Source organism: Saccharopolyspora halophila, from assembly GCF_039531955.1.
GTDB classification, from domain to species: domain Bacteria; phylum Actinomycetota; class Actinomycetes; order Mycobacteriales; family Pseudonocardiaceae; genus Saccharopolyspora; species Saccharopolyspora halophila.
In genome coordinates this window covers 298,121-324,259 of sequence record NZ_BAAARA010000010.1, presented here as the reverse complement: position 1 = coordinate 324,259, position 26,139 = coordinate 298,121, and the positions used below count along the sequence as shown (strand labels likewise).

The window sequence follows — 26,139 nt, the reverse complement described above, 5'->3', positions numbered from 1 at the left end:
TCGACCCGGCGATGCCGCGGCATTCCCGAGCCGACCCGGCCAGACGCGCTTTCGCAGGTGTCGAGCCGAACTCGTCGGCGAGCCAGTGGAGGAACGGGTCTGCTCGCGCATTTTCAACCAGGTCCCAGGTCGTCTGGTACGTGGGGTCAGGTGCGCGGCAGGCGAGCGTGCAGGCGCTGCCGGGCGCGTTCCCATTCCGGGCGCAGGATTTCCAGGCGCTTCTCGCGGAGCTCGCCCGGAGGAAGTTCGGTGTGCAGCCGCAGTTCGCGGGCCAACACCATGGCCTTGTTGACCGCGAACGCCGTCCGGATTCCCTGCTCGGCGACCAGCTGTTCGATGCGCTGCTGCGCACCTGGGGTGGCGGCCAGCAGGGTGTGCAGCATCGCCAGATCGAATCCCGGGAGGAACAGCCCGGTGAACTCGAAATCCAGCAGCACGATGCCGGTCTCGTCGAGCAGCAGGTTGGTCGGCAGCGGGTCGCCGTGCGCTGGGGTGGCCGGTGCTGGTAGCTGCCGCAGCAGCCCGTGCAGCGCGTCGCGGTCAGCGGCGGCGAACCATCCTTGGTGGTGGTAGCGCTCCACGCGGCCGGGTAGGTCGAACATCGGTTGCAGCACACCTGGTGGCGGCGTCCAGTGGGCGAACCCGGTGACAGCGGACAGCACGCTGTCCACGGTCGCCTCGTCGAGCGGTTGTTCGGGATACCGCTCGGTGTCGACCACCGCGCCCAGCACGTGTTCGATCACCAGAACCCGGTGGGCGTCGGTGTGCACCGGCCGCGGTACCCGCACTGGCGGTGGGCTCTCGGAAAACGCCTGGTAGAGCCTGGCCTCGTGGGCGAGCTTCGCGGTCCAGAAGTCCGCGGTGCCCCGCGCGGTCTTGATGATCACCCGCTGGTTGCCGTGATGTCCCGTGGCCAGGACCGATTTCGCACTGGTCCGCAACACCGAATCGACGACTGTGCCTCCGAGATCGAGCGCGGAGAGCTCGGGCGGCCTGCTCATCGGCGGATCCTTTCGCAGCCGCGGGCAACGCGACATCTCCTGGCGAGCGGCTCATCCTGCGCAGACGCGGGTCGAGGGAGGAAGCCCAGGCCTTCGACCCCGGCCCCTACCAGCAGCGCCACGCTGCCGGGCCGTCCCGGTGCGGAGGCCATGTTCACCATCATCGCCGTCAGCGAGCGGCGGGCCCGGGGCATTAGCGGAGCGCGATGGTCGCCTCGTCCGGGCGGACGGGTACGACCCGGCCGATCACCGGTGCGCCCGGCACGTGCCCGGCGACCAGCAGACCGCCGGAGGTCTGCGCGTCGGCGAGCAGCAGGCGGTCGTCCTCGCTAACGTCGTCGGCATCCAGGTGGGGTTCGACCCAATCGAGGTTGCGGCGGGTGCCGCCGCTGACGTACCCGTCCCGCACCGCTTCCCGCGCGCCCTCCAGGTAGGGGACCGCGGCGGTGTCGACCTCGGCGGCCGTGCCGGAGGAGCGCATCATCTTGAACAGGTGGCCGAGCAGTCCGAAACCGGTCACGTCGGTCGCGCAGGTCGCCCCGGCGCGGAGCGCGGCCTGCGCGGCGTCCCGGTTGAGCTCGGTCATCGTCGCGATCGCCTGCGGGAAGCGTTCGCCGGTCCGCTTGTGCCGGGTGTTGAGCACTCCGATGCCCAGCGGTTTGGTCAACGACAGCGGGACGCCCGGGGTCGCGGTGTCGTTGCGCAGCAAGCGTTCCGGATCGACCACGCCGGTGACCGCGAGCCCGTACTTGGGCTCGGGGTCGTCCACGCTGTGCCCGCCGCCGACGTGGCAGCCCGCGTCGGCGGCGACCTCGGCGCCGCCGCGCAGCACCTCGGCGGCCAGTTCGAGGGGCAGCACCTCGCGGGGCCAGCCGAGCAGGTTCACCGCCAGCGCGGGCGTTCCGCCCATGGCGTAGACGTCGGACAGCGCGTTGGCCGCGGCGATTCGGCCCCAATCGTGCGGGTCGTCGACGACCGGGGTGAAGAAGTCGGTGGTGGCGATCAGCCCGGTGCCGTCTGCGGTCCGCACGACGGCGGCGTCATCGCCGGTGTCGTGCCCGACCAGCAGCTCGGCGTGCGGTCGGGTCATGTCCGGTTGCAGCCCGGCGAGCACGCCTTCGAGCTCTCCCGGTGGGATCTTGCAGGCGCAACCGCCGCCGTGCGCGTACTGGGTCAGGCGCGGCGTGTCCAGGCTGGTCATCGGCCATCCCGTTGCGGTGGGGGAGCTTTGGCGGAGACGGACGGGAATCGAACCCGCCGCGCCGAGTTGCTCGGCGCCATCGGCTTTGAAGGCCGTGGGGGCCACCAGGCACCCTGACGTCTCCGTCGCCGACTGTAGCGCTCGCAGTCACTCCGGGCAGATCACCGGCAGGCCGAACTTGGTGAAGTCGACGTCGAAGAACGCGACCACCCGTCGCACCAGATTGCCGTCCAGCTCGAGGACGTTGAGCTGGAAGGAGCGGAACACCCCGTCGGCATCGCGCAGGTACATCCCGAAGGCGGGCCGGCCGTTGGCCCGGGTCGGCCGCAGCCGCAAACCGTCCGCGCCCGCCGGGCACTGGCGGGTCCGCAGCTGCGCGATCCGCTCGCCACCGACGACCCACAGCCGAAATGGCGGCATCTCCCAGCTCGCCTCGGCGGTGAACAGCTCGACGATGGCCGGGACGTTCTTGGACTCGAAGGCCGCCACGTAGCGCTCCAGCAACCTCTCCTGCTCGGCGGTCAGCTCGGGCGGTCGATCCTCCTGCGAGGGGGCCGCTCGCTCGAGCTGGGCTCGGGCGCGCTGCAGCACGCTGTTGACCGCGGCCGTGCTGATCTCGAGCGCCTCGGCGACCTCGGTGGCGCGCCACTTGAGGACGTCGCGCAGCAGCAGCACGGCCCGCTGCCGCGCGGGCAGGTACTGCAGCGCGGCGATGAAGGCCAGCCGGGTGCTCTCGCGCTGCCCGACGATGGTGGCCGGGTCGCTGACCGACTCGGGCAGCAGCGAGTCCGGGAACGGTTCCAGCCAGGGGACCTCGGCCGACTCGAGGATCTTCTCCTCGGGCACGTCGTCGGCGGGCGCTCCCAGGCCGCTGGGCAGCGGCCGCCGGTTGCGGTTCTCCAGCGCGGTCAGGCAGGTGGTCGTGGCGATCTTGTGCAGCCAGGTGCGCAGCGAACTGCGGCCCTCGAACTTCTCGTAGGCGCGCCAGGCGCGCAGGTAGGTCTCCTGCACGAGGTCTTCCGCCTCGTGCAGCGAGCCGAGCATCCGGTAGCAGTGCGCCAGCAGTTCTCGGCGGTAGGGATCGGCCTGCGCGCTGAACTCATCGGTGGTCGATGGGGCGGTCGGTGTCGCCATGGGCGCTCTCCTCGGCTCGGATGGTGTGACCCGACTCCGATGACAGTAGCCCAGCTCTCTGACAGAAGAGACGGAGTCGAGTCAGGACCGACCTTCGCGCCAGTAGCCCATGAACGCCACCGCTTGCTTGGGAAATCCGTGCTCGTTGACCAGCAACCGCCGCAGCCGCTTGATCACGGAGGCCTCGCCCGCGAGCCAGCCGTAGACGGAGCCGCTGGAGCGCTCGGGAATCTCCCATACGATGTCGTCCTCGCCGAGGTCGTCGGGTTCGACTTCCGGTTCGGTGGACAGCGCGGGCAGCTCCAGCAGCGCTTCTGCCACGCCCTCCTCGAGCAGCTTGCCGTGCGGGGTGGCGCCGCAGCGCGCGAACCAGCGCACCTCGACCCCGGCGGGTGCCGCCCACTCCTGCCGGTCGTCCCGCTCGGGGACCTCCAGGCACACCACGCCGCGCGAGTCCGCCGGCAGCGACTCGACGATGGCCGCGACCGCGGGCACGGCCGTCTCGTCCCCGGCCAGCACCAGTCGTTTCGCTCGAGCGGGAGGTGCCCACTCGCATCCCGACCGGCAGTTGCCGGTGTCCGCGTCCGGCCCGATCACGCCGATCCGGTCACCGGGTTGGGCGTGGGCGGCCCAGCCGGAGGCGGGACCGCTGTGGCCGTGCTCGATGCCGTGCAGCACGAAGTCGACGTCGAGCTCGGCTTCGTCGGGACGGAACGCGCGCACGGTGTAGGTGCGCAGGTCGGGCCGGGTCTCCTCGGGGAGCTGCTGCCATTGCTGGTACCAGTCCGGGCTGTCCGGGAAGTCCGCGAGGGTGCGTCCGGGCTTGGGCAGCACGATCTTGATCCGCTGGTCGTCGCCGCCGTTGCCGAAGCCGCGCAGGCACTCGTCCGCCAAGGTGATCCGGACGAAGCTCGGACCGAGTCGTCGCACCCGCACCACGGTGACGGGGAAGAGCCGGAACACCGGCCGCTGCGCGCGCGGCTCCGTACGCTGCCGGGCGATTGGCCCGGTTTGTGCCACTGCCATTCAGAACCTCCCGATCCGATGCTAGGTTAGCCTAGCCTTATGACAAAGGGGAGGTAGGCTTGCGTCACACTTTCAGGTCCGCCGCGGTGGCCGTCGTCTCGTTAGCCGCGGTCAGCGCGCTGAGCGCCTGCGGGTCCGCAGAGCGACCGGCTGAATCCGGCGCGGCGTGGTCCTACACGGACGATCGCGGGAAGACGGTAACCCGGCCGGAGCAGCCGCAGCGGATCGTCGCGCAGGTGTCCGCGGCCGCTGCGCTCGAGGACTTCGGCGTGGACGTGGCGGGAACCTTCGGCCCGCTGGTCCGTGACGACGGATCCGTCGAACCCGAGGCCGCCGGGCTGGACCCGGCCGAGGTCACCGATGTCACCGGGTCCGGCTACGGCCAGGTCAACCTGGAACGCCTGGCATCTCTGCACCCGGATCTGGTGGTCAGCGGCAAGTACGCGGAGTACGAGGGTCTGTGGCACCTGGTGCAGGAGCAGGAGAGCAAGGTCGCCGAGATCGCCCCGACCGTCGGCGTGCAGCAGTCCGGTCTCGCGTTGCCCCAGGCGATCGAGAAGTACGAGCGACTGGCTCGCGCCCTGGGCGGCGACGTCGACTCCGAACGCGTGCGCGCCGATCGGCGGGCCTTCGAGGCGGCCGCCGACCGGTTGCGCGGGATCGGCGAGCGGATGCGCTCCGAGGGCAGGACGATCCTCGGCGTCGGCGGCACCAAGCAGGAGTTCTTCGCGGTCGTCCCGGGGCGAAACCCCGATCTGGACTACTACGTGCGCGAACTCGGACTGCCCATCATCACGCCGGACAACCCCGACGAGTCCACCGGAGGCTACTTCGAGCGGCTCTCGTGGGAGAAGGCCGACGCGTACCCGGCCGACATCATGCTGTGGGACGCCCGCGCGGCGTCGATGCGCCCGGAGCAGATGAAGCAGAACCCGGTGTTCGCGGCGACCGCGGCAGCCTCCGCCGGCAAGTTCGTCGAATGGGACGCCGTGGCACCGCTGAGCTACGCCAGCTACGCGCGGATCATGAACAAGCTCGCCGACCAGCTGCAAGCCCAGCTGGCCTGAGCCGCGCCGGTGCGCGCGCCGACGCCCGGTGCGCGCACCGGCGGATCCGGGCCGGAACGGTTGCCGCGAGCGCGGATTCGAACGCCGGGAGATCACCGCACGCCGACGTCGGTCAACGCCTCGCGCACGGCCTCGCCGAAGGCATCCGGGGCGTCGGCGCGCATCAGGTGGCCCGCGCCGGGAACCTCCCGGTAGCTGGCCTCGGGCAGTCCGTCCAACAGGATCTCGGCGGCCTTGCGGGGGCAGAACGCGTCCTTGCTGCCGCCCACGACCACCGCCGGCGAGATCACCTTCGGCAGCAGCGGGCTCAGCGGTTCCTCGCGCAGCCCGGCCATCGCCATCGCCGCGTTGGCGTACCCGGTCCCGTCACCGATGCACTCGAGGCGATAGGCCACCAGCGCCTCCACGTCGACGCCCGGAGCGGTCACCATCCCGGCGGTGTCGGCGCGCAGCGTCTCGGCCGCGGACTCGGTCTCGCCCTCGTGCACCTGCTGCGCCCGCTCCTCGAAGAAGTCCACTGCGGCCCGGCCCACGACCGACGACGTGCCGATCGGCACCACGCCGCGCACCAGATCCGGTCGCTGCGCGGCCGCGGCCAGCACGATCGTGCCGCCGAGCGAGAACCCGACGCAGGCGGCGGGTCCGGCGACCTCCGCCAGGAACGCCAGCAGGTCGTCGCGCAACTGCGCGAGACTGCCGTCCGGGCGGCCCGCAGTGGTGCCGCCGTGTCCGCGCAGGTCCACGGCGTAGGTCGTGAAGCCGGTGAACTCGTCCTGCAGGGCCCGCCAGCTGCGATGGTCCTCCGCGAGGCCGTGCACGAACACCACGGCGGGTCCGGAACCTGCGACCCGGTACTGCACGCGGATATCACCCAGCTCAGCGGTAGGCACGCTCGATCAACTCCCAGCCTCGACGATGGTGCGCCTGATTCTCTGGTTCCGGATCCCGATCGTCCAGCCACTCGCGCGTTCCCCCCCCGCGACCGGATCGGGTCGGCGGGTCCGTCCGGGAAGTCATCGGTGCGAGCGCGGGTCGCTCGCGCGCCGGATCCCGGCCGGTTCAGCCCGTTCCCGCCGCCCGGACCGGTTCGAGGCGCGCTCCCGTGATCAAGGGCCGCCGAACAACGTCGAGACGCCGAGCCCGCCGAGGGCGGTGGCCGCTACCGCGTCGATCGCCGTGCGCACCCGGGTGCGGCGCAGTGCAGGGGCGAGCACGCCGATGGCGCTGACGTAGGCGGTCCACCACGCGGCCGCGCACAGCACCACCAGCGTCCCCATCAGCAGGGTCTGCCCGAGCACGGAGGTGCCGGGCGTGACGAACTGGGGCATGAAGGTCAGGTAGAACACCAGCGCCTTCGGATTGAGCACGTTGCTGAGGAATCCCTGCCGCAGCGGGGAACCGGCGAACCGGCCCGGCTGCGAATCGGCGTTCTCGAAGCGCGTGCGGCGCCACGCCGCCACGGCCATCGCGCCTGCCAGCAGCACCAGATAGCCACCGCCGGTGAGGCGCAGCGCGCCGAGCATCGCCGGGTGCGAGGTGATCAGCGCGGCCACCCCGGCGGCGGTGAGCACCGTGAGGAACGTGAGCCCACCGCAGATGCCGAGCACCGTCAGATACCCGCGGCGGCGCGTCCCGGACAGGGTGTTGCGGGTGACGACCACGAAGTCGGGCCCTGGGATGGCCAGCACCAGCAGCGTGGTCCCGATGAACAGCGGAACTTGGTCGATCATGCACCGGAGCGTGCGCGAAATTCCGCCCGCGCCGGTCGGTCCTCGGTTATCGTTCGCCGAATGCCTGGATCGATCGAACTGGATCCGGTCGACCTGCGGATGCTGACCGCGCTGCAGAACAACGCCCGGATGTCCAACAAGGCGCTGGCCGAGACGGTCGGCATCGCCGCCTCGACCTGCCTGGACCGGATGAACCGGCTGCGCGAGGCCGGCGTGATCCTCGGTTACGGGCTCAAGGTGGAACCGGCGAAGCTGGGGCGCCCGCTGGAGGCGTTGCTCTACGTCCGCGTGCAGCCGCATCGGCGGCCGCTGGTCGAGCCGTTCGTCGAGCACGTCCTCGCGCAGCCGGAGACCCGCGAGCTGTACCACCTCACCGGCCCCGATGACTTCCTGGTGCACGTCGCCGCGGCGAACGCGCAGGAACTCCAGCGGCTGGTGCTCGACGAGCTCACCGCGCGCGACGAGGTGGCCCTGGTGCACACCAACCTGGTGTTCCAGCGCTGGGAGGGCGGACCGCTGCTGCCGCCCGGGGACTGAGCCGCCCCGAGGCGGTCAGCCGTTCAGATCGCGCACGTCAGCCAGCAGCTCGAGGCTGCGCAGCCACGCGGTGCGGTCGGTGGCCGAGGAGACGACCATGAGCTCGTCGGCCTGCGCCTGCTTGGCGAAGCCGTCGAGGTACTCGTCGACCTCGGCGGGCGTGCCCACGGCGGTGTACTTGGTCATGTTGTTGACCTGGGCGCCCGCGGGGGACTCGAGCAGGGCGTCGATCTGCTCGGTGGTGAGGTTCTTGCCCTGCGCGATGATGCGGCCCGCGCGGTAGCGCTTGGCCTCGAGCGCCTGCCGCTGGGCGTACTCGGTGGTGTCCGCGGCGATCACGTTCACGCCCGCGATGACGTACGGCTCGGCGAGCTGCTCGGAGGGCTTGAACTCCTTGCGGTAGGTCGCCACCGCGGCTTCCAGAGCATCCGGCGCGAAGTGCGAGGCGAATGCGTACGGCAGGCCCAGCAGGGCGGCCAGCTGCGCGCCGAACATCGACGAGCCCAGGATGAACAGCGGGACGTTCGTGCCGTACCCCGGAGTCGCGTTGACCCCGGAGATCCGGGTCTCGCCCGCCAGGTAGCCCTGCAGCTCGAGCACGTCCTGCGGGAACGAGTCCGCAGAGGTCGGCTCCCGGCGGAGCGCGCGCAGGGTGCGCTGATCGCTGCCCGGCGCCCGGCCGAGCCCGAGATCGATGCGCCCCGGGAACAGCGTCTCCAGCGTGCCGAACTGCTCGGCGATGGTCAGCGGCGCGTGGTTGGGCAGCATGATGCCGCCCGCGCCGAGCCGGATCGAGGTGGTCTGCGCGGCGACGTGGCCGATCAGCACGCTCGTGGCCGAGGAGGCGATCGTCGGCATGTTGTGGTGCTCGGCGTACCAGATCCGCTCGTAGCCCCACCGCTCGGCGTGCTGCGCGAGCTTGACGCTGTTGGCGAAGCTGTCCGCGGCGGTCTCTCCGTCGCCGATGTGGGCAAGATCCAGGACGGACAGAGCGACAGACACCACAGACACAGCCTTTCCAGAACGCCACGAAACCGGGGCACCGCGCCCCACCAACCGGGACCAACGCGCGTCCCGGACGGCTTATTTCCGCTCGAGAAGTGACGTGGGCCGCTCAGCGCTTCGGGGCGGGGCCGGTGCTGCCGCGCACGACCAGCTCGGTGGCGAGCTCGACCCGGTTGGTCTCGAAGCGTCCGGTCTCGGAGTGCCGCAGCACCATCCGCGCGGCCTCCGCGGCCATCGTCGCGACCGGCTGATCGATGGTGGTCAGCCCTGGCGAGATCCATTCGGCCATCGGGAGGTTGTCGAAGCCGACGATGCTGATGTCGTCCGGGATGCGCAGGCCGCGCTGTTCGCAGACCCGGTATGCGCCGAGGGCCTGCTGGTCGTTGGCGGCGAAGATCGCCGTCGGTGCCGCGGGCAGGTCGAGCAGCTCGCCGGCGGCCTCGCGTCCCCGGTCGTGGGTGAAATCGCCGTCGGTGACGAGCTCGTCCTCCACCGCGATGCCCGCGGCCATCAGCGCCGAGCGGTAGCCGTCGAGCCGCGCGGTGCTGCACTGCAGCTGCGGGGGACCACCGATGAAGCCGATGCGCTCGTGACCGTTGTCGACGAGGTGCTCCACCGCCGTGCGGGCACCGCTCCAGTTGGTCGCGCCCACCGAGGCCACCCTCGGGTCGGGCTGGCCGAGCGAGTCGATGATCATCACCGGGACGCCCAGACCGTGCAGTTGCTCCGCGTGCCGGGGACCGAGCTCGGTGACCGCGAGGATGATGCCGTCCGAACGGCGCGAGGTGAGGTTGTCCAGCCACGCCCGCTCGGTCTTGCGGCCGTCGTGCACGGCTGAGACGACCATGCCGACGCCCGCGTCGTGCGTGACGCTCTCCACGCCGCGCACTATTTCCAGCACCCACTCGTTGTCCAGCGTGTGGAACACCAGGTCGATCAAGCCCGCGCGCTCGGAGCCGTGGCTGGTGCGGCGCGAGTAGTTGTAGCGCGAGATGAGCTTCTCGACGCGGTCCCTGGTGTGGGCGGCGACTTCCGGGCGTCCGTTGAGGACCTTCGAGACGGTCGGCACCGAGACACCGGCTTCCTGAGCGATGTCGCTGATGGTCACTCGGTTCTTCTTCGCCTCGGTCAACGTGCCTCCCCGTTGGTCAACCCACGTCACCGTACCTGAAAGTTTCAGGGTCGCCGCCCACACCTGAATCCCGGCTACGCCTCCGCGACGGTCACCGGCGTGGTCAGCACCCGATCCGCGCCGACCGCGCGGGTCGGGCCGACCAGCTCGAAGGCACCGGAGAGCTCGGCCCGCGCGCTGTCGCCGCCGACGTGCACCTCGATGCGGCCCGCGTCGACGATCCGCTGCCTGCGCGCACCGGTGTAGGCGGTGCGGTCGGCGTGCAGCGCGAAGGTGACCCGGCGCGATTCGCCCGCTGGAACCGGAATCCGGCTGAAACCGGCCAGCATCCGGACCGGGCGGGCCACTTCTGCCACCGGGTCGGCGAGGTAGAGCTGCACCACCTCCGCTCCGTCCCGGTCACCGGTGTTGGTCACCGTCGCCGAGATCTCCACCTCGCCATCGGTGGCGACCTGCTCGGCGCCGACGCTCAGGTCGGAGTAGGTGAACGTGGTGTAGGACAGGCCGTGCCCGAACGGGAACAGCGCGGTCGGGTCCAGCGAGCTGACCTCGCTGCGGGCACCGAGCGGAGCGGTGAGATAGGTGCCCGGGTTGCCGCCCGCCAGCGCCGGGATCGACACGGGCAGCCTGCCGGACGGATTGACCTCGCCGGTGAGCACGCCGGTCAACGCCGCCGCGCCCGCTTCGCCCGGGAAGAACGCCTGCACCACGGCGGCGCAGCGCTCGGCGATCCCGCCCAGCGCGTACGGCCTGCCGCTGCAGACCACCAGCACCACCGGCTTGCCGGTGCCGAGCAGTTCCTCGACCAGGGCGCGCTGCTCGCCGGGCAGTTCGAGATCGGTGGCGTCGCAGCCCTCGCCGGAGGTGCCGCGTCCGAACAGGCCCGCGCGGTCACCGACCACGGCCACCACCAGGTCCGAGTCCTCGGCGGCCGCGCGAGCGCCGGTCAGGTCCGCCGGGCCGTCCGGCAGGTCGCAGCCCTTGAGGCAGGTCAGCTCATCGGCGACCCGGGTCAGTTCGTCGCGGAAGGTCGGCAGGTCGATGCCGTTGGGCCAGTCCGGGTAGGAAACACCGATGTGCGCCGGGAAGGAGTAGCAGCCCAGCAACGCGAACGGGTCGTCGGCGAGCGGCCCGACCAGGGCGATCTTGCCGGGCTCGCGCACCGGCAGCGTGCCGTCGTTGTGCACCAGCACCAGGGACTCGGCGGCGAGCCTGCTCGCCAGCTCGCGGTTGTGCTCGGAGTCCAGGCTCTCCGGAGCGTCGTTGACCTCCGGGTCCCACTCGGCGTCGAGCAGCCCCAGCTCGCACTTCTGCGCGAGCACCCTGCCCAGCGCGCGGTCGACGTAGGACTCCTCGACGCGACCGTCGCGGATCCGCTCGATCAGCGGATCGAGGTAGCAGCGCGCGTTGGGCAGCTCCACGTCCACGCCCGCGCGCAGCGCCTTCGCGCCCGCCTCGCCCGGGTCCGCGGCCACGTTGTGCAGCTTGTGCAGGAACGACACGCCGAAGTAGTCGGCGACCACGGTGCCGTCGAAACCCAGCTCGTCGCGCAGCAGGTCGGTCAGCAGCGCCTCGTCGGCGGCCGAGGGCATCCCGTCGATGTCGGTGTAGGAGTGCATCACCGAGCGGGCGCCTCCGTGCCGCAGCGCCATCTCGAACGGCGGCAGGATCAGGTCGGCGAATTCGCGCGGGCCCATGCTCACCGGTGCCAGGTTGCGACCCGCGCGGGAGGCCGAATAACCGGCGAAGTGCTTGAGGGTGGCCACGATCCCGCTGGACTCGAGACCGTCGACGTAGGCCGAGGCGACCTCGCCGATCAAGTAGGGATCCTCGCCGATGGTCTCCTCGACCCGTCCCCAGCGCAGGTCGCGCACCACGTCCAGCACCGGTGCGAGCCCCTGGTGCACGCCCACCGCGCGCATGTCGCCGCCGATGGCGGTGGCGATCTCGCCGGCGAGTGCCGGGTCGAACGAGGCGCCCCAGGCCAGCGGGACCGGATAGGCGGTGGCGCCCCAGGCGGTGAACCCGGCGAGGCATTCCTCGTGGGCCACGGCGGGGATGCCGAAGCGGTTGGCATCGGTGATCTGGCGCTGCAACCGGGTCAGCGCCGCCGCGCCCTTCTTCGGCTCGATCGGCGCGCTGCCGAACACCCGGGTGAGCTGGCCCAGTCCGTTGGAGATCATCTCCTCCCACGGCGGGGTGTCCTCGGCGAAGTCCTCCTGGTGCGGGGCGACGCGCTCCTCCGCGCCGGAGACGTAGATCCACATCCCGACCAGCTGGTTGAGCTTTTCCTCCAGTGTCATGCGCGAGACGAGATCGGCGACCCGCTGGTCGGCCGGCAGCGACCGGTCGCGGTAGGGCGGGTTCTGCTCGGTCGGGCGCGACTGCGGCATGTGCGGTGACTCCCGTCGTGATGGGTTGTTCTCCACCCGAAGCTTAGTTTCAGAAAATTTCAGCAACAAGACCGGGGTGCGCGGCTGTGCGGACCATCAGGTTTCCACACGAAACCGGAAAAGTCTTGGCTGAGCGGCGGAAATGTGTGCGGCCTCCGGACGACGAAAGTTTTTGAAACGCGTCTTGTCCGTTTCTCTCCGGCTGGGGTACGGTCTCGCCGTCCAAAGGCCGGTGATCCCGGCCGTTGGGGCTCCGGAGAGTCCGCAATGGTGCGAAGACGTGGGAGTGACGATGCGTGGAAGGCTGCGCCGCCTGTGCGCGATCGGAGCGACGCTTTCGGTGTCGCTGGTGGCCAGCGGGTGTGCCGCGCTGTTACCGCCGAGCGAAGGCAGCGCCGGGTCGCTGACGACCTGGGCGATCAGCGGTGGCGGTGAAGAAGAGCTGATGCCCGCCGAGGCCGAGGCGTTCGAGGAGCGCACCGGCAGGCAGATGAGAACTCAGTTCTTCCAGAACGACCCCTACAAGAACAAGCTCTGGGTCTCGATGGGCTCGGGCAACCCGCCGGACACCTTCTTCGGTTGGGGCGGGGGAGCGCTGGAGGCGTTCATCGACGCGGGCAAGGCCGTCGACCTGGGCCCGGAGATGAAGAAGCATCCCGAGTGGCGCGAGAAGTTCCTGCCCAGCGTCATGAGCCCGGTGGAATTGCAGGGCGGCACCTACGGGGTGCCCGTCGGGGGCATCCAGCCCGTCCTGATGTTCCACAACAAGGAGGTCTTCGAGCAGGTCGGCGTCCGGCCGCCCAAGACCTGGGGCGAGCTGATCGACCTGATCCCGAAGTTCAAGGAAGCCGGCGTGCTGCCGATTTCGCTGGGCGGGGCCGATTCCTGGACCTACCTGATGTGGGAAGAGGCCATCGTGGACCGCGTCGCGGGCGCGCAGGCCTTCCAGGACGTGCTCGACGGAAAGCCGGGTGCGTGGATGAACCCGGACATCATCAAGGCGAACCGGATGCTGCAGGACCTGGTGGACATGGGTGCCTTCGGCAACTCGTTCTCCTCCACCAGCGCCGAGCTCGGCACCCAGCGCGCGCTGTTGAACAGCGGCAAGGCGGCCATGATGCTCCACCTCGGCTCGGCCTACTCCGAGCTGCTCGGTGACGACGAGCAGTGGGTGCGCGAAGGAAACCTCGGCTGGTCGGCGTTCCCGGCGGTCGAAGGCGGCAAGGGCGATCCGCGCAACCTGGTCGGCAACCCGACCACCTTCATGTCGGCCACCGCGGGACCGCAGCAGCAGGAGGCCATCGACTTCCTGCGCGAGGAGCTCTCCAGCGATCGGTTCGTGCGGGGAAGGCTCGAACGCGGCGACGTCCCGCCGGTTCGCGGCATCGAGGACGAGTTGCAGCAGTCCGAGGACCGCGAGTTCCTCACCGACGTCTACGAGCTGACCGAGCGGGCACCGCACTTCCAGCAGTCCTGGGACCAGGCGCTGGCACCCCGCCCGGCACAGGAGGTCCTGGTCAACCTGCAGAAGCTCTTCCTCAAGCAGATCACTCCGGTCGAGTTCTCCCAGGCGATGGAGGAGGTTTCGCGATGACCGCGACCGAGGCGATTCGCCCTGCGGCGCAAACCCCCGCCGGGAAACCCCGCCGCGCCCCGCGGCGGCACTGGACCGAACCGTCGACCTGGTTCGCCGCACCCGCGCTGGTGTTCTTCGGAGCATTCGTGATCGTGCCGATCGTCGTCGTGCTGGTGCTGTCGATGACCGACTGGAACGGTCTGTCGGCGCCGGCGTTCAACTACGGCGGCAACTGGAGCGAGCTGGTCACCGACCCCGGCATGTGGCACTCGATCTGGGTGTCGCTGCTGGTGATGGTGCTGTGCTGGGTCATGCAGACCCCGATCAGCATGCTGCTCGGCGTCTACGTCGCCGGGCAGCAGCGCAGCCGAGCCGTGCTGGCCTCGCTGTTCTTCCTGCCGCTGGTGCTGTCCTCGACGGGTATCGGCATCGTGTGGCGCAACCTGCTCGACCCGGACTTCGGCGTGCTGGCCGCGCTCGGCCTGCCGGGGATCAACCTGCTCGGCGACACCGACCGCGCGCTGTACGTGCTCATCTTCGTGGTGAGCTGGCAGTTCATCCCGTTCCACACGCTGCTCTACCAAGCCGGCGTGCGGCAGATCCCCAAGCAGCTCTACGAGGCCGCTGAGATCGACGGGGCGAGCCCGGTGCAGAAGTTCTTCACCATCACCCTGCCGCAGCTGCGCAACACCATCATCACCTCGAGCACGCTGATGCTGGTCGGGTCGCTGACCTACTTCGACCTGTTCTACGTGCTCGCCGAAGGCGGTCCTGGCGATGCCACCCGGATCCTGCCGGTGAACATGTACGTGATCGGTTTCGAGCAGTACGAGCTGGGCTACGCCAGCGCGGTCGCGCTGATCCTGGTCGCGGTCGGTACGGCGCTGTCGGTGGGCTTGACCAAGTACTCGGGCTTCGCCCGGATGCGCAGTGAGCAGGAGGGCGCGTGATGCGGAATTTCCGGGGCGTGCTGCCCAATCTCGGTGCGATCTTCTGGACCCTGATCGTGGCCATCCCGCTGTACTACGTGGTGGTCACGAGCCTGCGCACGGCCGACGACGTGACCGGGGCGAACCCGCTGTCGCTGCCCTCGTCGCCGACGCTGGGCAACTACGCCGACGTCTTCGGCAACGGGTTCCTGATGTATCTGTTCAACAGCGTGCTGGCGACCGGTCTGACCGTGGTCGTGGTGCTGCTGGTGGCGCTGATGGCCGCCTACGTGGTGGTGCGCGGCAGGCGCCGCCGCAACCGGGTGCTGTTCCAGATGTTCTTGGCGGGCTTGGCGATTCCGCTGCAGGCCACGATCATTCCCGTGTACGTGATCCTGGTGCAGATGGGCCTCTACGACAGCCTGCTGGCCATCGTGCTGCCCTCGATCGCGTTCGCGATGCCGTTGTCGGTGCTGATCCTGAGCAACTTCCTGCGCGATATCCCGGAGGAGCTCTACGAGTCGATGTGCCTGGACGGTGCGGGGCAGTTCCGGGTGCTGCTGCACCTGGTGCTGCCGCTGTCCAAGCCCGCGCTGCTGGCGGTGGGCATCTACCAGGCGCTGCAGGTCTGGAACGGACTGCTGTTCCCGCTGATCCTGACCCAGCGGGAAGAGGCCTCGATGCTGCCGCTGATGCTGTGGAACTTCCAGGGCCAGTACACCACCAACGTTCCGGCGATCATGGCCGCGGTCGTGCTCTCGGCGTTGCCGGTCCTGGTGCTCTACATCCTCGGCCGCAGGCTCCTGGTCGCCGGGCTCACGGCCGGTGCGGGCAAATGAACGAACTTCGTTGACCGGCGGCCGTTCGGAACCCCGACTTCCCGAAGAAGACGGGCTTTTCCGAGGGCCTCGCAAGAACATCAGCGGCACGGCGCACTGAGCGGGCCGCCACCGCTGTCCGCTCGGCGGGCACTCGTCCGAATCGGATGAGTGCCCGCCGAGCGCGGTGCGGGCGCTGCGCCCGACAGTTTTGCCTATAACTGTGAGACTCCCGTGCCCGAAATGTCCGTACAGTTATAGGCAAAACTGTCAACGCTGCCCAGCACCGGGGTTTGCGGTGCGGTTAGTGCTTCAGCTGGAGGATCTGAACTCCGTAGGGGTGGAGGGTTACCGCCTCGGCGGGTTCGTTCTCGAGGGTGGCGAGTCGGGCTCGGGTGGTGGGGGTGACCTCGACCTCTCGGTCGTGCTGGCTGACCAGCCAGGCGAAGCGGCGGCCGTCGGCGTGCACCAGGGTGTCGGCGAAGACCTTCGGGTCGTCGACGGTGATCTCCCTCGGCACGCCGGAGATCTCGGCCAGCGCCGCGTAGATGCGGTGGCTGTCGTCCGGGTTGACCCTGCTGGTGTTGGCCGCGAAGAGCTCGATCGGGTAGGTGCACAGAACTGCCTCGCCGTCGCCGGCGGCGTGGCGCAGCAGCGCCGGGTTGCCCTGCGCGTCGGTGGCCACCACGGTCGCGCCGTCGGGCACCACCGGCAGGAACGCGCGGCTGTGCTCGTTGCCCGCGACCCTGAACCGCAGCACCTCGCCGGCCGCGATCGCGCCGAAGTCCCCGCTGAAGGTGAACTCCACCTCCGAACCGGTGACCTCGTCGACCACGCCGTAGGTGATCTGCTTGCGCACGCCGAAGGTCTCGTCGAAGTACGGGATCCACGGTTGCCGGTGATGGCCGACCTCGCCCGCGGTGTAGGACAGGTACAGCACGGCACCCCGCTCGACCCGGCCGCGCAGCTCCTGCCAGGTCGGACCCTGGATCTGCTTGACGCAGGGCAGCAGGTAGAGATCGACGTCCTCGTCGATCCCGTCGCGCTCGCGCGTGAAACCGACCGGCAGGTCCGCCTCGCGAGCAGCCACGTAGCCCTGCTGCAGCGTGTTGAAGATCAGCGGCCGATCGTCGTCCTGGGTGAGCGGATAGCCGCGCTCCAGGTACTCGGTGACCACCAGCGCCGCCCGGGCGTCGGTCCTGCGGCAGTTGGCGAAGTCCACCTGCCGCAGGACCTCGCTGAACGCGGCCAGTTCGTGCAGCGGCGGCTTCGGCCTGCCGGTGTGGTCGGTGATGCCGAAGTGCATCTCGAACGGGTGGTGCGAGTACGGACCCTGCGCGATCTGCTGGTCGTAATCGGTGTTGTTCCAGGCGATCCAGCCGGTGGACCCGGCCAGCAGCGAGTTGTGCAGCTGCTGCCGGTAGTAGTGCCCGGCGTTGTCCGGCGAGACCTGGTCGCTGGAGAGGCCGAACTCCTCGAGCACCACCGGTTTGCCCGCCACCGCCGAGAGTTCGCAGATGAAGGCCGATTTGAGGTGCTGGCGGATCAGGTCGTTGTCGATGCGGTAGACGTGCGGGCCGACGAAGTCGACCATCGCGCCGGTGTCGCGCACCGAGAACCCGTTGTCCACCCCGGTGACCTCGATGCCCCAGGCGCCGTCGCCCAGCGACACCGGTTGGCTACCACCGCCCGCGCGCACCGCCTGCACCATCAGGCGCGCCCAGGCGTTGACGTGCTCGACCGGTGCCTCGGGTTCGTGCCGCAGCCTGCCGTAGATGGGCATCTCGTTGCTCATCAGCCAGCCTGCAACGGCCGGGTGGTCGGCGAAGTGCTCCGTCATTCGCCGCACGAACCACGCCTGCTGGGACACCAGCCAGACGTCGGCGTAGAGATCGCGGCCGTTGCGCCACGCCGGGTCCCAGTTGTCCCCGGACATGTGCCCGACGATGAACGTCGGGATCGAGCTCATGCCGATCTCGGTGTGCGCGTCCAGGAAGTCGCGGAAGTGCTCGACCTTGGTCTCGTCGACGGTGTCCGGGGCGGGCATGAAATCCGGCCAGTAGAAGAACGACCGGGTCTGCCGCAGTCCGTGGTCGTGGAGCACGCGCAGTTCCTCGCGCACCACCTCGGGGGAGTAGTCGCGCCACATCAGCGGACCGCCGGTGCGGGACCAGAAGTTGGCACCGAGCCAGACCTGCGGCTCGCCGGCCACCGTCACCTTGGCGGAATTGCGTCGCATGAGAACCCTTTCAGAGCGTTGACCTCGTGCTGGACATCTCGCGCTACTTCACGGCGCCTGCCGTCAGGCCCTGGGCGAGGTAGCGCTGCAGCAGCAGGAACCCGATGACGACCGGGATGCTGACGGTCAGCGAGGCGGCCATCACCTCGTTCCAGGCGACCGAGGTCTGGGTGGAGTACTCGCGCAACCCGACCGCCAGCGTGCGCGAATCCGAATCCGTCATGATCGAGGCGAACAGCGTCTCGCCCCAGGCGGTCATGAACGCGTAGATGAACACGGCGGCGATGCCAGGCCGAGCTGCGGGCAGCACCACCTTCCACAGGGCGGTGAGCGGGTGCGCCCCGTCGATCAGCGCCGCCTCGTCGAGATCGCGCGGGATGGTGTCGAAGTAGCCGACCAGCATCCAGATCGCGAACGGCAGCGAGAACGTCAGGTAGGTGATGATCAGGCCCAGCTTGCTCCCGTAGAGCACGATCCCGGTCGCCTGCCCGAGGGTGGCGTAGAGCAGGTACAGCGGGAGCAGGAACAGGATGCCGGGGAACATCTGGGTGGACAGCACGGTGATCCGAAAGGCGTTGCGGCCGCGGAACTCGTACCGGCTGATCGCGTAGGCCGCCAGGATCGCCAGCAGCACGGACACCACAGCGGCGCCCACGGACACGATGGCGCTGTTGAGGAAGTAGGCCGCCAGGTCGATCGTCGACCACATGTCCAGGAACGGCTGGAGGGTGAGGTTCCCGGGAACCCACTCGAAGGTGTCGGTCACCTCGCCGAGCGGCTTCATCGCCGAGGTGGCCATCACGTACAGCGGCACCACCACGAACAGGGTCAGCAACACCAGGCCCACGACCCGCAGGACGCGGAACCACGTCGGCTCATGCATCCTTCATCCTCCGCGACGTGAAGGCCAGATATCCGGCCGTGACCAGCAGCAGGAACACCAGCAGCAGGGTCGACATCGCCGATCCGAGCCCGAAGTTCCAGGTGATGAACGAGTTGTTGTAGATGTGAATCGACAGCAGGTTGGCCGAGTTCGGGACCGACTGGTCGAACAGCAGGTACGGGACGTTGAAGTCGTTGAAGGTCCAGAGAAAGAGCACCAGCACCAGCACCTGGTTGACCGGCCGCAGCATCGGCAGCGTGATCGACTTGAACTGCTGCCAGATGCCCGCACCGTCCACGGTGGCCGATTCGTACACATCGGCCGGGATGGACTGCAGGCCGGCCATCAGCACCAGGAACGCGAACGGCCACAGCCGCCAGACCTGGGTGATCACGATCGACAGGAACGCGTTGTTGCCCAGCAGCCAGAACGTCTCGCCGTCGGTGACGCCCATCGCGCCGAGCGTGGTGTTCACCAGGCCGTCGCCCTGGTCGAGCATGAACTTCCAGACCATCGCCGTGGTGTAGATCGGCAGCGCGTAGGGCACCAGGAACAGCGCTCGCAGCACCGCGCGACCGCGGAAGCTCTTGTTCAGCAGCACCGCGGCGAACACGCCCAGCGCCCAGGAGGCGCCCACGGTCACCACGGTGAACGCCGCGGTGACCGCGAAGGACTTCAGCAGTGCCGAGCCGACCGCGCTGTCTAGGTCGAGCGCGAAGGCGAAGTTGTCCAGGCCCGCGAACGGGGCGTTGAGCCAGTCCCGGAGGAAGAACTGCGTCAGGCGCAGCACGCTCATGTAGAGCCCGCCGAGCATCGGGATCAGGTGCACCAGCAGTTCGAAGATCAGGGCCGGCAGCACCAGGAGGTAGGGCAGCTTGCTGCGGCTGGGCGTCCACTTGCGGCGTCGCGGGGCGGTTCGCGGCGCGCCGGGCGCCGGTGGGGCAGCGGTGGTGGTCATCCGCCGGTTCCCTTCATCTTCTGTTCGGCGTCGGTCAGCGCCTCGCGGACGTCGGATTCGGTGACTTCGCGCCCGGTGGCGATTCGCGCGAACAGATCGCGCATCGCCGAGCCCACCGTGGTTTCGAAGTGCGCCTCGGTGGGAATCATCGGAGCCGGTTCCGAGTAGTGGGTCAGAACCTCGGCGAACACCTCGTTCTTCGGCGTGTGGAAGGCGGGGTCGTCGTAGGCGTCCTTGACCACCGGGAGCGTGCCGTACTGCTTGTTCAACGCCGCTTGCGCCTTCTTGCCGGTCAAGAACCGGACCAGCTGCAGCGCCTCCTCCTGCTGCGGGCTGTCCTTGAAGACCGCGATGTTCGAGCCGGCCACGTGGGTGGCCACCGGCCGGGCGTTGGCGGGCAGCGGGCTGGGCGCGGGCAGCCGGAAGACGCCCCACTCCTCGTCCGGCATGCCGTTCTCCCGCAGCGTGGGGATGACGCTGTTCTGCCCGATCAGCATCGCGGCGTCGCCATCGGTGAACTTCGCCGCGGCTTCGGAGGTCTCGCCCTGCTCGGCGTCACCGGGGCTGGCGACCTGGTGTTCGGCCATCAGGTCCAGGTAGCGCTTGACGGCGGTGACCGCCTCCGGGGAGTCGAAGTCGGGTCCGTTCCGGCCGACCAGGTGGGTGCCCTCCCAGCGGGAGAACATGAAGGCGAAGTGCGAGTTCTCGGTGTAGCTGGCGCCCGCGAGGGTTACGCCCCACTGGTTCTCGTCCGGCTTGGTCAGCCGCTTGGCGACCCGGACGAACTCCTGCCAGGTCTGCGGGGGACGCACCCCCGCTTCGGCGAAGAGCTCCTTGTTGTAGAAGACTCCGTAGCTCAGGCCGTACAGCGGTAGCGAAGTGGGGACCTCGCCCGCCATCCCGGTCGAGCTCATGCTCGACTCCAAGAACCGCTCCCGGCCCCCGAAGCGTTGCATGAGCCGGTCGTCGAAGGGCACGAACGCGCCCGTCGCCTGCAGCGAGGCCGCCCAGGTGTTGCCCAGGTTCACCACGTCCGGTCCCACGCCGGAGGTGGCCGCGCCGAGGATCCGGTTGAGCAGATCGGACCAGCCGATGACCTCCACGTTCACCTCGATGCCCGTCTCGCGGGTGAACTGCTCCAGCTGCGGCCGCAGGATCTCCATGTCCTGCGCGGGGCTCTTGCCCTGATTGCTGGCCCAGTAGGTGATGGTGTTGCGGTCCTCGGCCGATGTCCCGCAGCCCGTGAGCATTCCGGTGAGCAGAGCGGCGATCGCCGTCATCGCCGCGAGTGAGCGTTTGAACACGAAACGACTCCTCGGCCTCTCCCGAGCCCGTCGTTGGACTCGCGGCTCAAGCTAAGGACTTAACCGGTTCACCAGAAGAGCTGCCGCAGGGTGCGTAATCGATTCGTTACGGAAGGTCGCAGTGCGGTTGCTCCGGGTGGCGCAGTCAGCGACGACTCGGCGCGGGTGCGGTGCTGTCCCGGGAGACGAGCTGGCGCGGCAGGAACTCCGCGTCGTCGGCCACCCCGGTCTCGATGAGCTCCAGCAGCATCAGCGCGGCCGTCGACGAGGCGGAGACGATGTCGTGCGAGAACGCGGTCAGGGCTGGACGAACCACCCGGCACAGCATGGAATCGTCCCAGGCGATCACCGAGAGGTCCTGCGGCACCCGCACTCCGAGCTCGTCCGCGCGCGAAACCGAGGCCACGGCCATCACGTCGTTGTCGTAGATGATCGCGGTCGGCGGATCGTCGAGCGCGAGCAGCCGCCCGGTGGCGGCCACGCCGTCCTCTTCGCTGTAGTCGCCGGAGGCGTGCACCAGGGACACGCCCGGTGCCGAGCCCGCGGCCCGGCGCAGTTCCCGGTCGCGGCGGTGGGTGTGCCGCAGCTGCGGTGGGCCCTGCACGTGACCGATCCGGCGGTGACCGAGTTCGACCAGGTGCGCCAGCGCCGTGTCGGCGATGTCGTGCTCGTCGACCCACAGGACCGGTACCCCGGCGACGGGTCGTTCGGTGCCGAAGAACACCGCGGGAATGCGCAACTCGCGCAGCAGCGTGGGGCGCGGGTCGTCGACCCGCAGGTCGGTCAGCAGCACGCCGTCGACGCGCCGCTCGGCCCACCACAGCCGGTAGGTCTCCAGCTCGGTCTCCGGGTCGCTCGCCAGCGCGAGCTGCAGCGAGATCCCGTGCGCGGACAGGGTTTGCTCCAGCCCGGCGACGACCTGCATGAAGAACGGCTCGGTGCGCAGCACCTCGGGGGAGCGGGCGATGACCACGCCGACGGTGGCCGCGCGGTCCCGGGAGAGCGCGCGGGCGGCGCTGCTGGCCCGCCAACCCATCTCGGCGGCGATTTCCAGGATGCGCTCGCGGGTCTCCTGCGAGACCCCGCCGCGCCCGTTGAGCGCGTACGAGACGGCGGCCTTGGACACGCCGACCTCGGCGGCGATGTCGTTGATCGTCGGTCGCTTCATCTGGGCAGGTCCCCTCATCCGGCCTGGGTGGCCGCTTCGTCGAGCCGCCGCGCCAGCAGCACGGCACCGTCCAGCTCGGCGTCCGGTAGCGAGCTCATCACGATTTCGCACCCGCGATTCTGCGGCAAGGACGAGCGCGGAAGTTCCTCCTGGATCGGATCCAGCAGCAAACCGCCCGCGTCCTGCACCGCCCCGCCGATGACGATGAGCTCCGGGTTGAGCACGTTGAGCAAGTAGGAAATTCCCCGTGCCAAGCCGTGACCGGCCCGGGTGAGGGCGGCGCGCGCCGGATCGTCGCCCTGCCGGGCGGAATCGACGATCAGCCGGACGTGACTGCCCGGACGCAATGAGCTGATTTCCCCGCGCTCGAGAGCTTCGTCGACCGCTCTGGTGATCGCCGGTGCGCTCGCCACGGTCTCCAGGCAGCCGGTGTTGCCGCAGGCGCAGTCGAGCCCGTCGTCCTCGACGCGGCAGTGGCCGACCTCGCCCGCGATTCCGGTGCTACCGGCGAAGAGCTGGGAATCGACCACGACTCCGGAGCCGACGCCGGTTCCGATGGTGAGCCGTACGAATGAATCCACCTCGGTGGCGACCCCGGAGTGCCGCTCGGCCAGGGCGCCCGCGTGCGCCTCGTTGTACACCGTGGTCGGGGCGCCGAGCAGCTCCTCGACCCGTTCCCGGAGCGCGACGTCGCGCCATCCCAGGTTCGGCGCCAGCAGGCAGGTCCCGGACCGGTGGTCCACCAGCCCGGCGACCGCGACACCGACCGAAGCCAGCCGCTCCAGGGAGATCTCGGCCCGCGCGCTCGCTCGCGTGACCAGGGCCCGCACTGCGCGCACGCCGCGCTCGGGATCACCCACCGAGCTGGCCGCGGCCGCTCGCGCGAGCGGGCGGCCGAGCGCGTCGGCGATGGACACCACCGTGCGCTGCACCCCGAAGTAGACACCGACGTAGGCGCGACAGCGCGAGTTGTAGCGCAGCAGGTTCGGGCGGCGACCGCCGGTGGCACCGACCGAACCGACCCCGGTCGGGACGAGCAGCTCCTCGGCGAGCAGTTCGTCGGTGATGGCCGAAGCCGACGGCTTGGTCAGGCCGGTTTGCCTGGCGATGTCAGCGCGCGAGCGCTCCTCGCCGTCGCGGAACAGATCCAGCACGAGCCGGCGGTTGAGCTGGCGCACCATCTGCGGGCCTGTCGGGGACACACGTGAAGTATGCCGTTGCAGGTTTGTGTCCATTTTTATCGCCGTCTCCCTTGACGGTCAGTTCGTATGTCCCCTTTACTAACCGCGCCGCGGCGAGCGGCGCAAGAGTCAACGCACTGCAACGGAGCAAGGCATGTCAGAAAGTGCCAATGCTGCTATCCACGGCAGCGGCAAAAGAGCTGGTCCGGGGCGTCTGAAGGCACTTCACTTCGCGTCCGTCGCGGCATTGGGCGGCTTCCTCTTCGGTTACGACACGGCCGTGATCAACGGCGCCGTGACCGCGATTCAGGAGCACTTCCAGATCGATGCAGTCGCCACTGGTGTGACCGTGGCGATCGCACTGCTGGGATCGGCCGCCGGTGCCTGGTGGGCGGGCACGCTGGCCGACAGGTTCGGCCGACTTTTCGCGATGCGCCTGGCGGCGATCCTGTTCTTAGTGAGCGCGATCGGCTCGGCCGTGCCGTTCACCGCATGGGACATGAGCTGGTGGCGCCTGGTCGGCGGTGTGGCCGTCGGCATGGCATCGGTGATCGCCCCGGCCTACATCGCCGAGATCGCGCCCGCCGAGCGGCGCGGTCGCCTCGGCACCTTGCAGCAGCTCGCGATCGTGCTGGGCATCGCGCTGTCCCAGGTCGCCAACTGGGCGATCGCGCGTGCCGCCGGTGGCGCCGGGTCGGCGCTGGGGCCGCTGGACGCCTGGCAGTGGATGCTGCTGGCTGAGGCCGTTCCCGCCATCATCTTCGGGGTCCTCACCTTCACGATCCCGGAGTCGCCGCGACACCTGGTTGCCAACGGCAAGAGCGAGGACGCGCACGCCATCCTGCGCTCGATCGAGCCCGATGACGCGGAGCTGCGCCTGTCGGAGATCCAGGACTCGCTCGACCGCGAGCGCAAGCCGCGGTTGGCCGACCTGCGGAACAAGGCGACGGTGCTGCTGCCGCTGGTGTGGATCGGGATCGTGCTGTCGATGCTGCAGCAGCTGGTCGGCATCAACGTGATCTTCTACTACTCGTCGGCGCTGTGGCAGTCCGTCGGCATCAACGAGGACAGCTCGCTGCTGCTGAGCCTGTCCACTCAGGTCTTCAACATCGCGGGCACCCTGGTCGCTCTGGCGCTGCTGGACCGCGCCGGCCGTCGTCCGCTGCTGCTGACCGGCTCGGTAGGCATGACCCTGACGCTGGGAGCCGCGGCCTTCGCCTTCAGCCACGCGGGCGTGGTCAACGGCGAGCCCGCCATGCCCGACCCGTACGGCATGATCGCGCTGGTCTCCGCGCACGCCTTCGTGTTCTTCTTCGCGATCTCGTGGGGTCCGGTCGTGTGGGTGTTGCTCGGCGAGATGTTCCCGAACCGCATTCGCGCCGCCGCGCTGGCGGTGGCCGCCGCCGCCCAGTGGCTGACCAACTGGCTGGTGACCGTCAGCTTCCCGAGCCTGTCGGAGCTGAGCCTGACCGGTGCCTACATCGGCTACACCGCGTTCGCCGCCTTGTCGATCTACTTCGTGTGGAAGTGGATCCCGGAGACGAAGGGGCGCACGCTCGAGGAAATGAGCTGATCCTTCGCTCTCCTCGGCTCTCTCGAGCCGGGGGCGACGCGGAAATCCGCGTCGCCCCCGGTTTTTCGTGCCCCCACCGGGCGCGACGGGCCGCGTGTCCCGTCGGCGCGGCGTTCGGGCTGAAACCGCAACCCGCCCAAAGCTCGCAACCCGCGCGCGCTTAAGATCAACATCGCTTCAACCGAATCGCGCCCCAGTACCGCAAACCCACGGAGCGAGCGTGTTCGATCCGACGTCGCCGAGCAGACGCGCCCCGTCGGCGTTGCCGTCCGCCCGCGGGCTTCGCAACCGTCCGCGAGCCGAAGCCGCTCCTGCGACCGGGTTCCCGTGGTTCGAGACGATCACCCCGACCGTGATCGACGGCGAGGTGCTGAGCGGTCCCGGCTCGGAGATCCCGCGGCAGCGCCGCGAACCCGGCGAGTAGGCCGCGCGGGCGGCGAGCCTTGGCACGCGTGCGTTCGGGCTGCTAGCACGGCCTGGGCAGTTCCGGCGATGAAGGGCGGACGCGTGAGCACAACGGAATACGAGGGTCTTTCCGCTGTCGTGACCGGTGGTGGATCGGGGATCGGTCTCGCGGCGGCGACGACGCTGGCCGAACGCGGGGCCCGGGTCGCCTGTCTCGACCTCGATCCGAGCGGCGTTCCGGCGGAGCTCCTCGGCCTGCGGTGCGATGTCACCGACGAGGACTCGGTGCGGGAAGCCGTGCGGCAGGCGGGCAACCGCCATGACGGCGTGGACATCGTGATCAACAACGCGGGCATCGGCGCTCAGGGAACGGTGGAGACCAACTCCTACGACGAGTGGCACGGGGTCTTCGACGTCAACGTCATCGGCATCGTTCGCGTGACCAGGGCCGCGCTGCCGCTGCTGCGCCGTTCGGCCGCTGCGGCGATCGTCAACACCTGCTCGATCGCGGCCACCGCCGGGCTCCCGGATCGCGCGCTCTACAGCGCGAGCAAGGGTGCGGTGCTGTCGCTGACCCAGGCCATGGCCGCAGACCACCTCGCGGAGGGGATCCGCGTCAACTGCGTCAACCCCGGTACTGCGGACACCCCGTGGATCCGGCGCCTGCTGGCGACGGCCGAGGATCCCGATCGGGAACTCGAGGCGCTCAACGCCCGGCAGCCGTCGGGCCGTCTCGTCACCGCAGCAGAGGTCGCGGGAGCGATCGCCTACCTGGCCGGTCCGGAATCCGGGGCCACCACCGGCACCTCGCTCGCGGTCGACGGCGGGATGCAGGCGTTGCGGCTGCGCAAGTAGCGGTGGTGCGGGACACCCAGCTCG

The 26,139-nt window shown here is 69.5% G+C and carries 23 protein-coding genes and 1 tRNA gene; 8 read left to right on the top strand and 16 right to left on the bottom strand.

The features are described from left to right. Positions 1-146 precede the first annotated feature (146 nt). The 5 genes from ABD289_RS17205 to ABD289_RS17185 all read right to left on the bottom strand — a co-directional run bounded on the left by ABD289_RS17205 (position 147) and on the right by ABD289_RS17185 (position 4,362). Complete coding sequence (locus tag ABD289_RS17205; protein ID WP_344133314.1) at positions 147-1,001, bottom strand: phosphotransferase family protein; 855 nt, start codon at positions 999-1,001, stop codon at positions 147-149. A gap of 193 nt (positions 1,002-1,194) precedes the next feature. Continuing rightward, positions 1,195-2,202, bottom strand: a complete 1,008-nt coding sequence (selD, locus tag ABD289_RS17200) for a selenide, water dikinase SelD (protein ID WP_344133313.1) — start codon at positions 2,200-2,202, stop codon at positions 1,195-1,197. Positions 2,203-2,230: 28 nt separating this feature from the next. Continuing rightward, positions 2,231-2,326, bottom strand: a tRNA-Sec gene (locus tag ABD289_RS17195). A gap of 23 nt (positions 2,327-2,349) precedes the next feature. Next, positions 2,350-3,336 (bottom strand): sigma-70 family RNA polymerase sigma factor, encoded by a 987-nt coding sequence (locus ABD289_RS17190; protein ID WP_344133312.1) that lies wholly within the window; start codon positions 3,334-3,336, stop codon positions 2,350-2,352. Between the two features lie 81 nt (positions 3,337-3,417). After that, on the bottom strand, positions 3,418-4,362 hold the full coding sequence (locus ABD289_RS17185) for a siderophore-interacting protein (RefSeq protein WP_344133311.1): 945 nt from the start codon (positions 4,360-4,362) through the stop codon (positions 3,418-3,420). A 59-nt stretch (positions 4,363-4,421) separates the two neighbouring features. Here ABD289_RS17185 and ABD289_RS17180 point away from each other — a divergent pair, with 59 nt between their 5' ends. Further along, complete coding sequence (locus tag ABD289_RS17180) at positions 4,422-5,429, top strand: ABC transporter substrate-binding protein (RefSeq protein ID WP_344133310.1); 1,008 nt, start codon at positions 4,422-4,424, stop codon at positions 5,427-5,429. A gap of 92 nt (positions 5,430-5,521) precedes the next feature. Here ABD289_RS17180 and ABD289_RS17175 read toward each other — a convergent pair whose 3' ends face one another. Beyond that, the gene (locus tag ABD289_RS17175) at positions 5,522-6,319 is read right to left on the bottom strand and encodes an alpha/beta fold hydrolase (RefSeq protein ID WP_344133309.1); all 798 of its coding nucleotides are present in this window, start codon (positions 6,317-6,319) and stop codon (positions 5,522-5,524) included. 216 nt (positions 6,320-6,535) lie between these two features. Continuing rightward, positions 6,536-7,159, bottom strand: coding sequence for a LysE family translocator (locus ABD289_RS17170; protein ID WP_344133308.1), 624 nt, complete (start codon positions 7,157-7,159; stop codon positions 6,536-6,538). A gap of 60 nt (positions 7,160-7,219) precedes the next feature. Here ABD289_RS17170 and ABD289_RS17165 point away from each other — a divergent pair, with 60 nt between their 5' ends. After that, on the top strand, positions 7,220-7,696 hold the full coding sequence (locus ABD289_RS17165; RefSeq protein WP_344133307.1) for an Lrp/AsnC family transcriptional regulator: 477 nt from the start codon (positions 7,220-7,222) through the stop codon (positions 7,694-7,696). A 15-nt stretch (positions 7,697-7,711) separates the two neighbouring features. Here the strand turns inward: ABD289_RS17165 and ABD289_RS17160 are convergent, their stop codons facing one another. From ABD289_RS17160 to ABD289_RS17150, 3 genes are all read right to left on the bottom strand, one after another. Continuing rightward, on the bottom strand, positions 7,712-8,698 hold the full coding sequence (locus ABD289_RS17160) for an LLM class flavin-dependent oxidoreductase (protein WP_344133667.1): 987 nt from the start codon (positions 8,696-8,698) through the stop codon (positions 7,712-7,714). Between the two features lie 112 nt (positions 8,699-8,810). Continuing rightward, complete coding sequence (locus ABD289_RS17155; protein ID WP_344133306.1) at positions 8,811-9,833, bottom strand: LacI family DNA-binding transcriptional regulator; 1,023 nt, start codon at positions 9,831-9,833, stop codon at positions 8,811-8,813. Between the two features lie 74 nt (positions 9,834-9,907). Further along, positions 9,908-12,226: a beta-xylosidase/alpha-l-arabinosidase gene (locus tag ABD289_RS17150; RefSeq protein WP_344133305.1), complete on the bottom strand. Its 2,319-nt coding sequence runs from the start codon at positions 12,224-12,226 to the stop codon at positions 9,908-9,910. Between the two features lie 292 nt (positions 12,227-12,518). Between ABD289_RS17150 and ABD289_RS17145 the strand changes: the two genes are divergently transcribed. From ABD289_RS17145 to ABD289_RS17135, 3 genes are read left to right on the top strand one after another with little or no spacing between them, the layout of a single operon-like run. After that, complete coding sequence (locus ABD289_RS17145; RefSeq protein ID WP_344133303.1) at positions 12,519-13,820, top strand: ABC transporter substrate-binding protein; 1,302 nt, start codon at positions 12,519-12,521, stop codon at positions 13,818-13,820. Continuing rightward, a complete protein-coding gene (locus ABD289_RS17140; RefSeq protein ID WP_344133301.1) occupies positions 13,817-14,752 on the top strand; it encodes a carbohydrate ABC transporter permease in 936 nt (311 codons plus the stop codon). The genes ABD289_RS17145 and ABD289_RS17140 overlap by 4 nt, the downstream gene beginning before the upstream one ends. Next, positions 14,752-15,570 carry a carbohydrate ABC transporter permease gene (locus ABD289_RS17135; RefSeq protein WP_344133298.1) on the top strand — a complete coding sequence of 273 codons (819 nt, stop codon included), beginning with the start codon at positions 14,752-14,754 and terminating at the stop codon, positions 15,568-15,570. The genes ABD289_RS17140 and ABD289_RS17135 overlap by 1 nt, the downstream gene beginning before the upstream one ends. A gap of 283 nt (positions 15,571-15,853) precedes the next feature. On the opposite strand, the gene ABD289_RS17130 is transcribed toward ABD289_RS17135, so the two are convergent. From ABD289_RS17130 to ABD289_RS17105, 6 genes are all read right to left on the bottom strand, one after another. Continuing rightward, positions 15,854-17,788, bottom strand: coding sequence for a cellulase family glycosylhydrolase (locus tag ABD289_RS17130; protein ID WP_344133295.1), 1,935 nt, complete (start codon positions 17,786-17,788; stop codon positions 15,854-15,856). A gap of 43 nt (positions 17,789-17,831) precedes the next feature. Beyond that, positions 17,832-18,671: a carbohydrate ABC transporter permease gene (locus ABD289_RS17125; RefSeq protein ID WP_344133292.1), complete on the bottom strand. Its 840-nt coding sequence runs from the start codon at positions 18,669-18,671 to the stop codon at positions 17,832-17,834. Then, positions 18,664-19,629: a carbohydrate ABC transporter permease gene (locus tag ABD289_RS17120; protein WP_344133291.1), complete on the bottom strand. Its 966-nt coding sequence runs from the start codon at positions 19,627-19,629 to the stop codon at positions 18,664-18,666. Before ABD289_RS17120 ends, ABD289_RS17125 begins: the two co-directional genes overlap by 8 nt. Continuing rightward, entirely contained in the window at positions 19,626-20,933 is a 1,308-nt protein-coding gene (locus ABD289_RS17115) for an extracellular solute-binding protein (protein ID WP_344133290.1), read from the bottom strand. The genes ABD289_RS17120 and ABD289_RS17115 overlap by 4 nt, the downstream gene beginning before the upstream one ends. A 145-nt stretch (positions 20,934-21,078) precedes the next feature. Next, positions 21,079-22,101, bottom strand: a complete 1,023-nt coding sequence (locus ABD289_RS17110; RefSeq protein WP_344133289.1) for a LacI family DNA-binding transcriptional regulator — start codon at positions 22,099-22,101, stop codon at positions 21,079-21,081. Positions 22,102-22,115: 14 nt separating this feature from the next. After that, entirely contained in the window at positions 22,116-23,303 is a 1,188-nt protein-coding gene (locus tag ABD289_RS17105; protein ID WP_344133288.1) for an ROK family protein, read from the bottom strand. A 133-nt stretch (positions 23,304-23,436) separates the two neighbouring features. On the opposite strand from ABD289_RS17105, the gene ABD289_RS17100 reads away from it, so the two are divergent. The 3 genes from ABD289_RS17100 to ABD289_RS17090 all read left to right on the top strand — a co-directional run bounded on the left by ABD289_RS17100 (position 23,437) and on the right by ABD289_RS17090 (position 26,115). Further along, positions 23,437-24,855, top strand: a complete 1,419-nt coding sequence (locus tag ABD289_RS17100; protein WP_344133287.1) for a sugar porter family MFS transporter — start codon at positions 23,437-23,439, stop codon at positions 24,853-24,855. Between the two features lie 220 nt (positions 24,856-25,075). After that, positions 25,076-25,279, top strand: coding sequence for a hypothetical protein (locus ABD289_RS17095; protein ID WP_344133285.1), 204 nt, complete (start codon positions 25,076-25,078; stop codon positions 25,277-25,279). Between the two features lie 83 nt (positions 25,280-25,362). Next, positions 25,363-26,115 (top strand): SDR family NAD(P)-dependent oxidoreductase, encoded by a 753-nt coding sequence (locus ABD289_RS17090; protein WP_344133283.1) that lies wholly within the window; start codon positions 25,363-25,365, stop codon positions 26,113-26,115. Positions 26,116-26,139 lie beyond the last annotated feature (24 nt).

Coding starts and splice junctions, on each gene's coding strand:
- ABD289_RS17205 (WP_344133314.1), bottom strand. CDS start 1,001: ATGAGCAGGCCGCCCGAGCTCTCCGCGCTCGATCTCGGAGGCACAGTC.
- selD (WP_344133313.1), bottom strand. CDS start 2,202: ATGACCAGCCTGGACACGCCGCGCCTGACCCAGTACGCGCACGGCGGC.
- ABD289_RS17190 (WP_344133312.1), bottom strand. CDS start 3,336: ATGGCGACACCGACCGCCCCATCGACCACCGATGAGTTCAGCGCGCAG.
- ABD289_RS17185 (WP_344133311.1), bottom strand. CDS start 4,362: ATGGCAGTGGCACAAACCGGGCCAATCGCCCGGCAGCGTACGGAGCCG.
- ABD289_RS17170 (WP_344133308.1), bottom strand. CDS start 7,159: ATGATCGACCAAGTTCCGCTGTTCATCGGGACCACGCTGCTGGTGCTG.
- ABD289_RS17165 (WP_344133307.1), top strand. CDS start 7,220: ATGCCTGGATCGATCGAACTGGATCCGGTCGACCTGCGGATGCTGACC.
- ABD289_RS17150 (WP_344133305.1), bottom strand. CDS start 12,226: ATGCCGCAGTCGCGCCCGACCGAGCAGAACCCGCCCTACCGCGACCGG.
- ABD289_RS17145 (WP_344133303.1), top strand. CDS start 12,519: ATGCGTGGAAGGCTGCGCCGCCTGTGCGCGATCGGAGCGACGCTTTCG.
- ABD289_RS17140 (WP_344133301.1), top strand. CDS start 13,817: ATGACCGCGACCGAGGCGATTCGCCCTGCGGCGCAAACCCCCGCCGGG.
- ABD289_RS17135 (WP_344133298.1), top strand. CDS start 14,752: ATGCGGAATTTCCGGGGCGTGCTGCCCAATCTCGGTGCGATCTTCTGG.
- ABD289_RS17130 (WP_344133295.1), bottom strand. CDS start 17,788: ATGCGACGCAATTCCGCCAAGGTGACGGTGGCCGGCGAGCCGCAGGTC.
- ABD289_RS17125 (WP_344133292.1), bottom strand. CDS start 18,671: ATGCATGAGCCGACGTGGTTCCGCGTCCTGCGGGTCGTGGGCCTGGTG.
- ABD289_RS17120 (WP_344133291.1), bottom strand. CDS start 19,629: ATGACCACCACCGCTGCCCCACCGGCGCCCGGCGCGCCGCGAACCGCC.
- ABD289_RS17110 (WP_344133289.1), bottom strand. CDS start 22,101: ATGAAGCGACCGACGATCAACGACATCGCCGCCGAGGTCGGCGTGTCC.
- ABD289_RS17100 (WP_344133287.1), top strand. CDS start 23,437: ATGTCAGAAAGTGCCAATGCTGCTATCCACGGCAGCGGCAAAAGAGCT.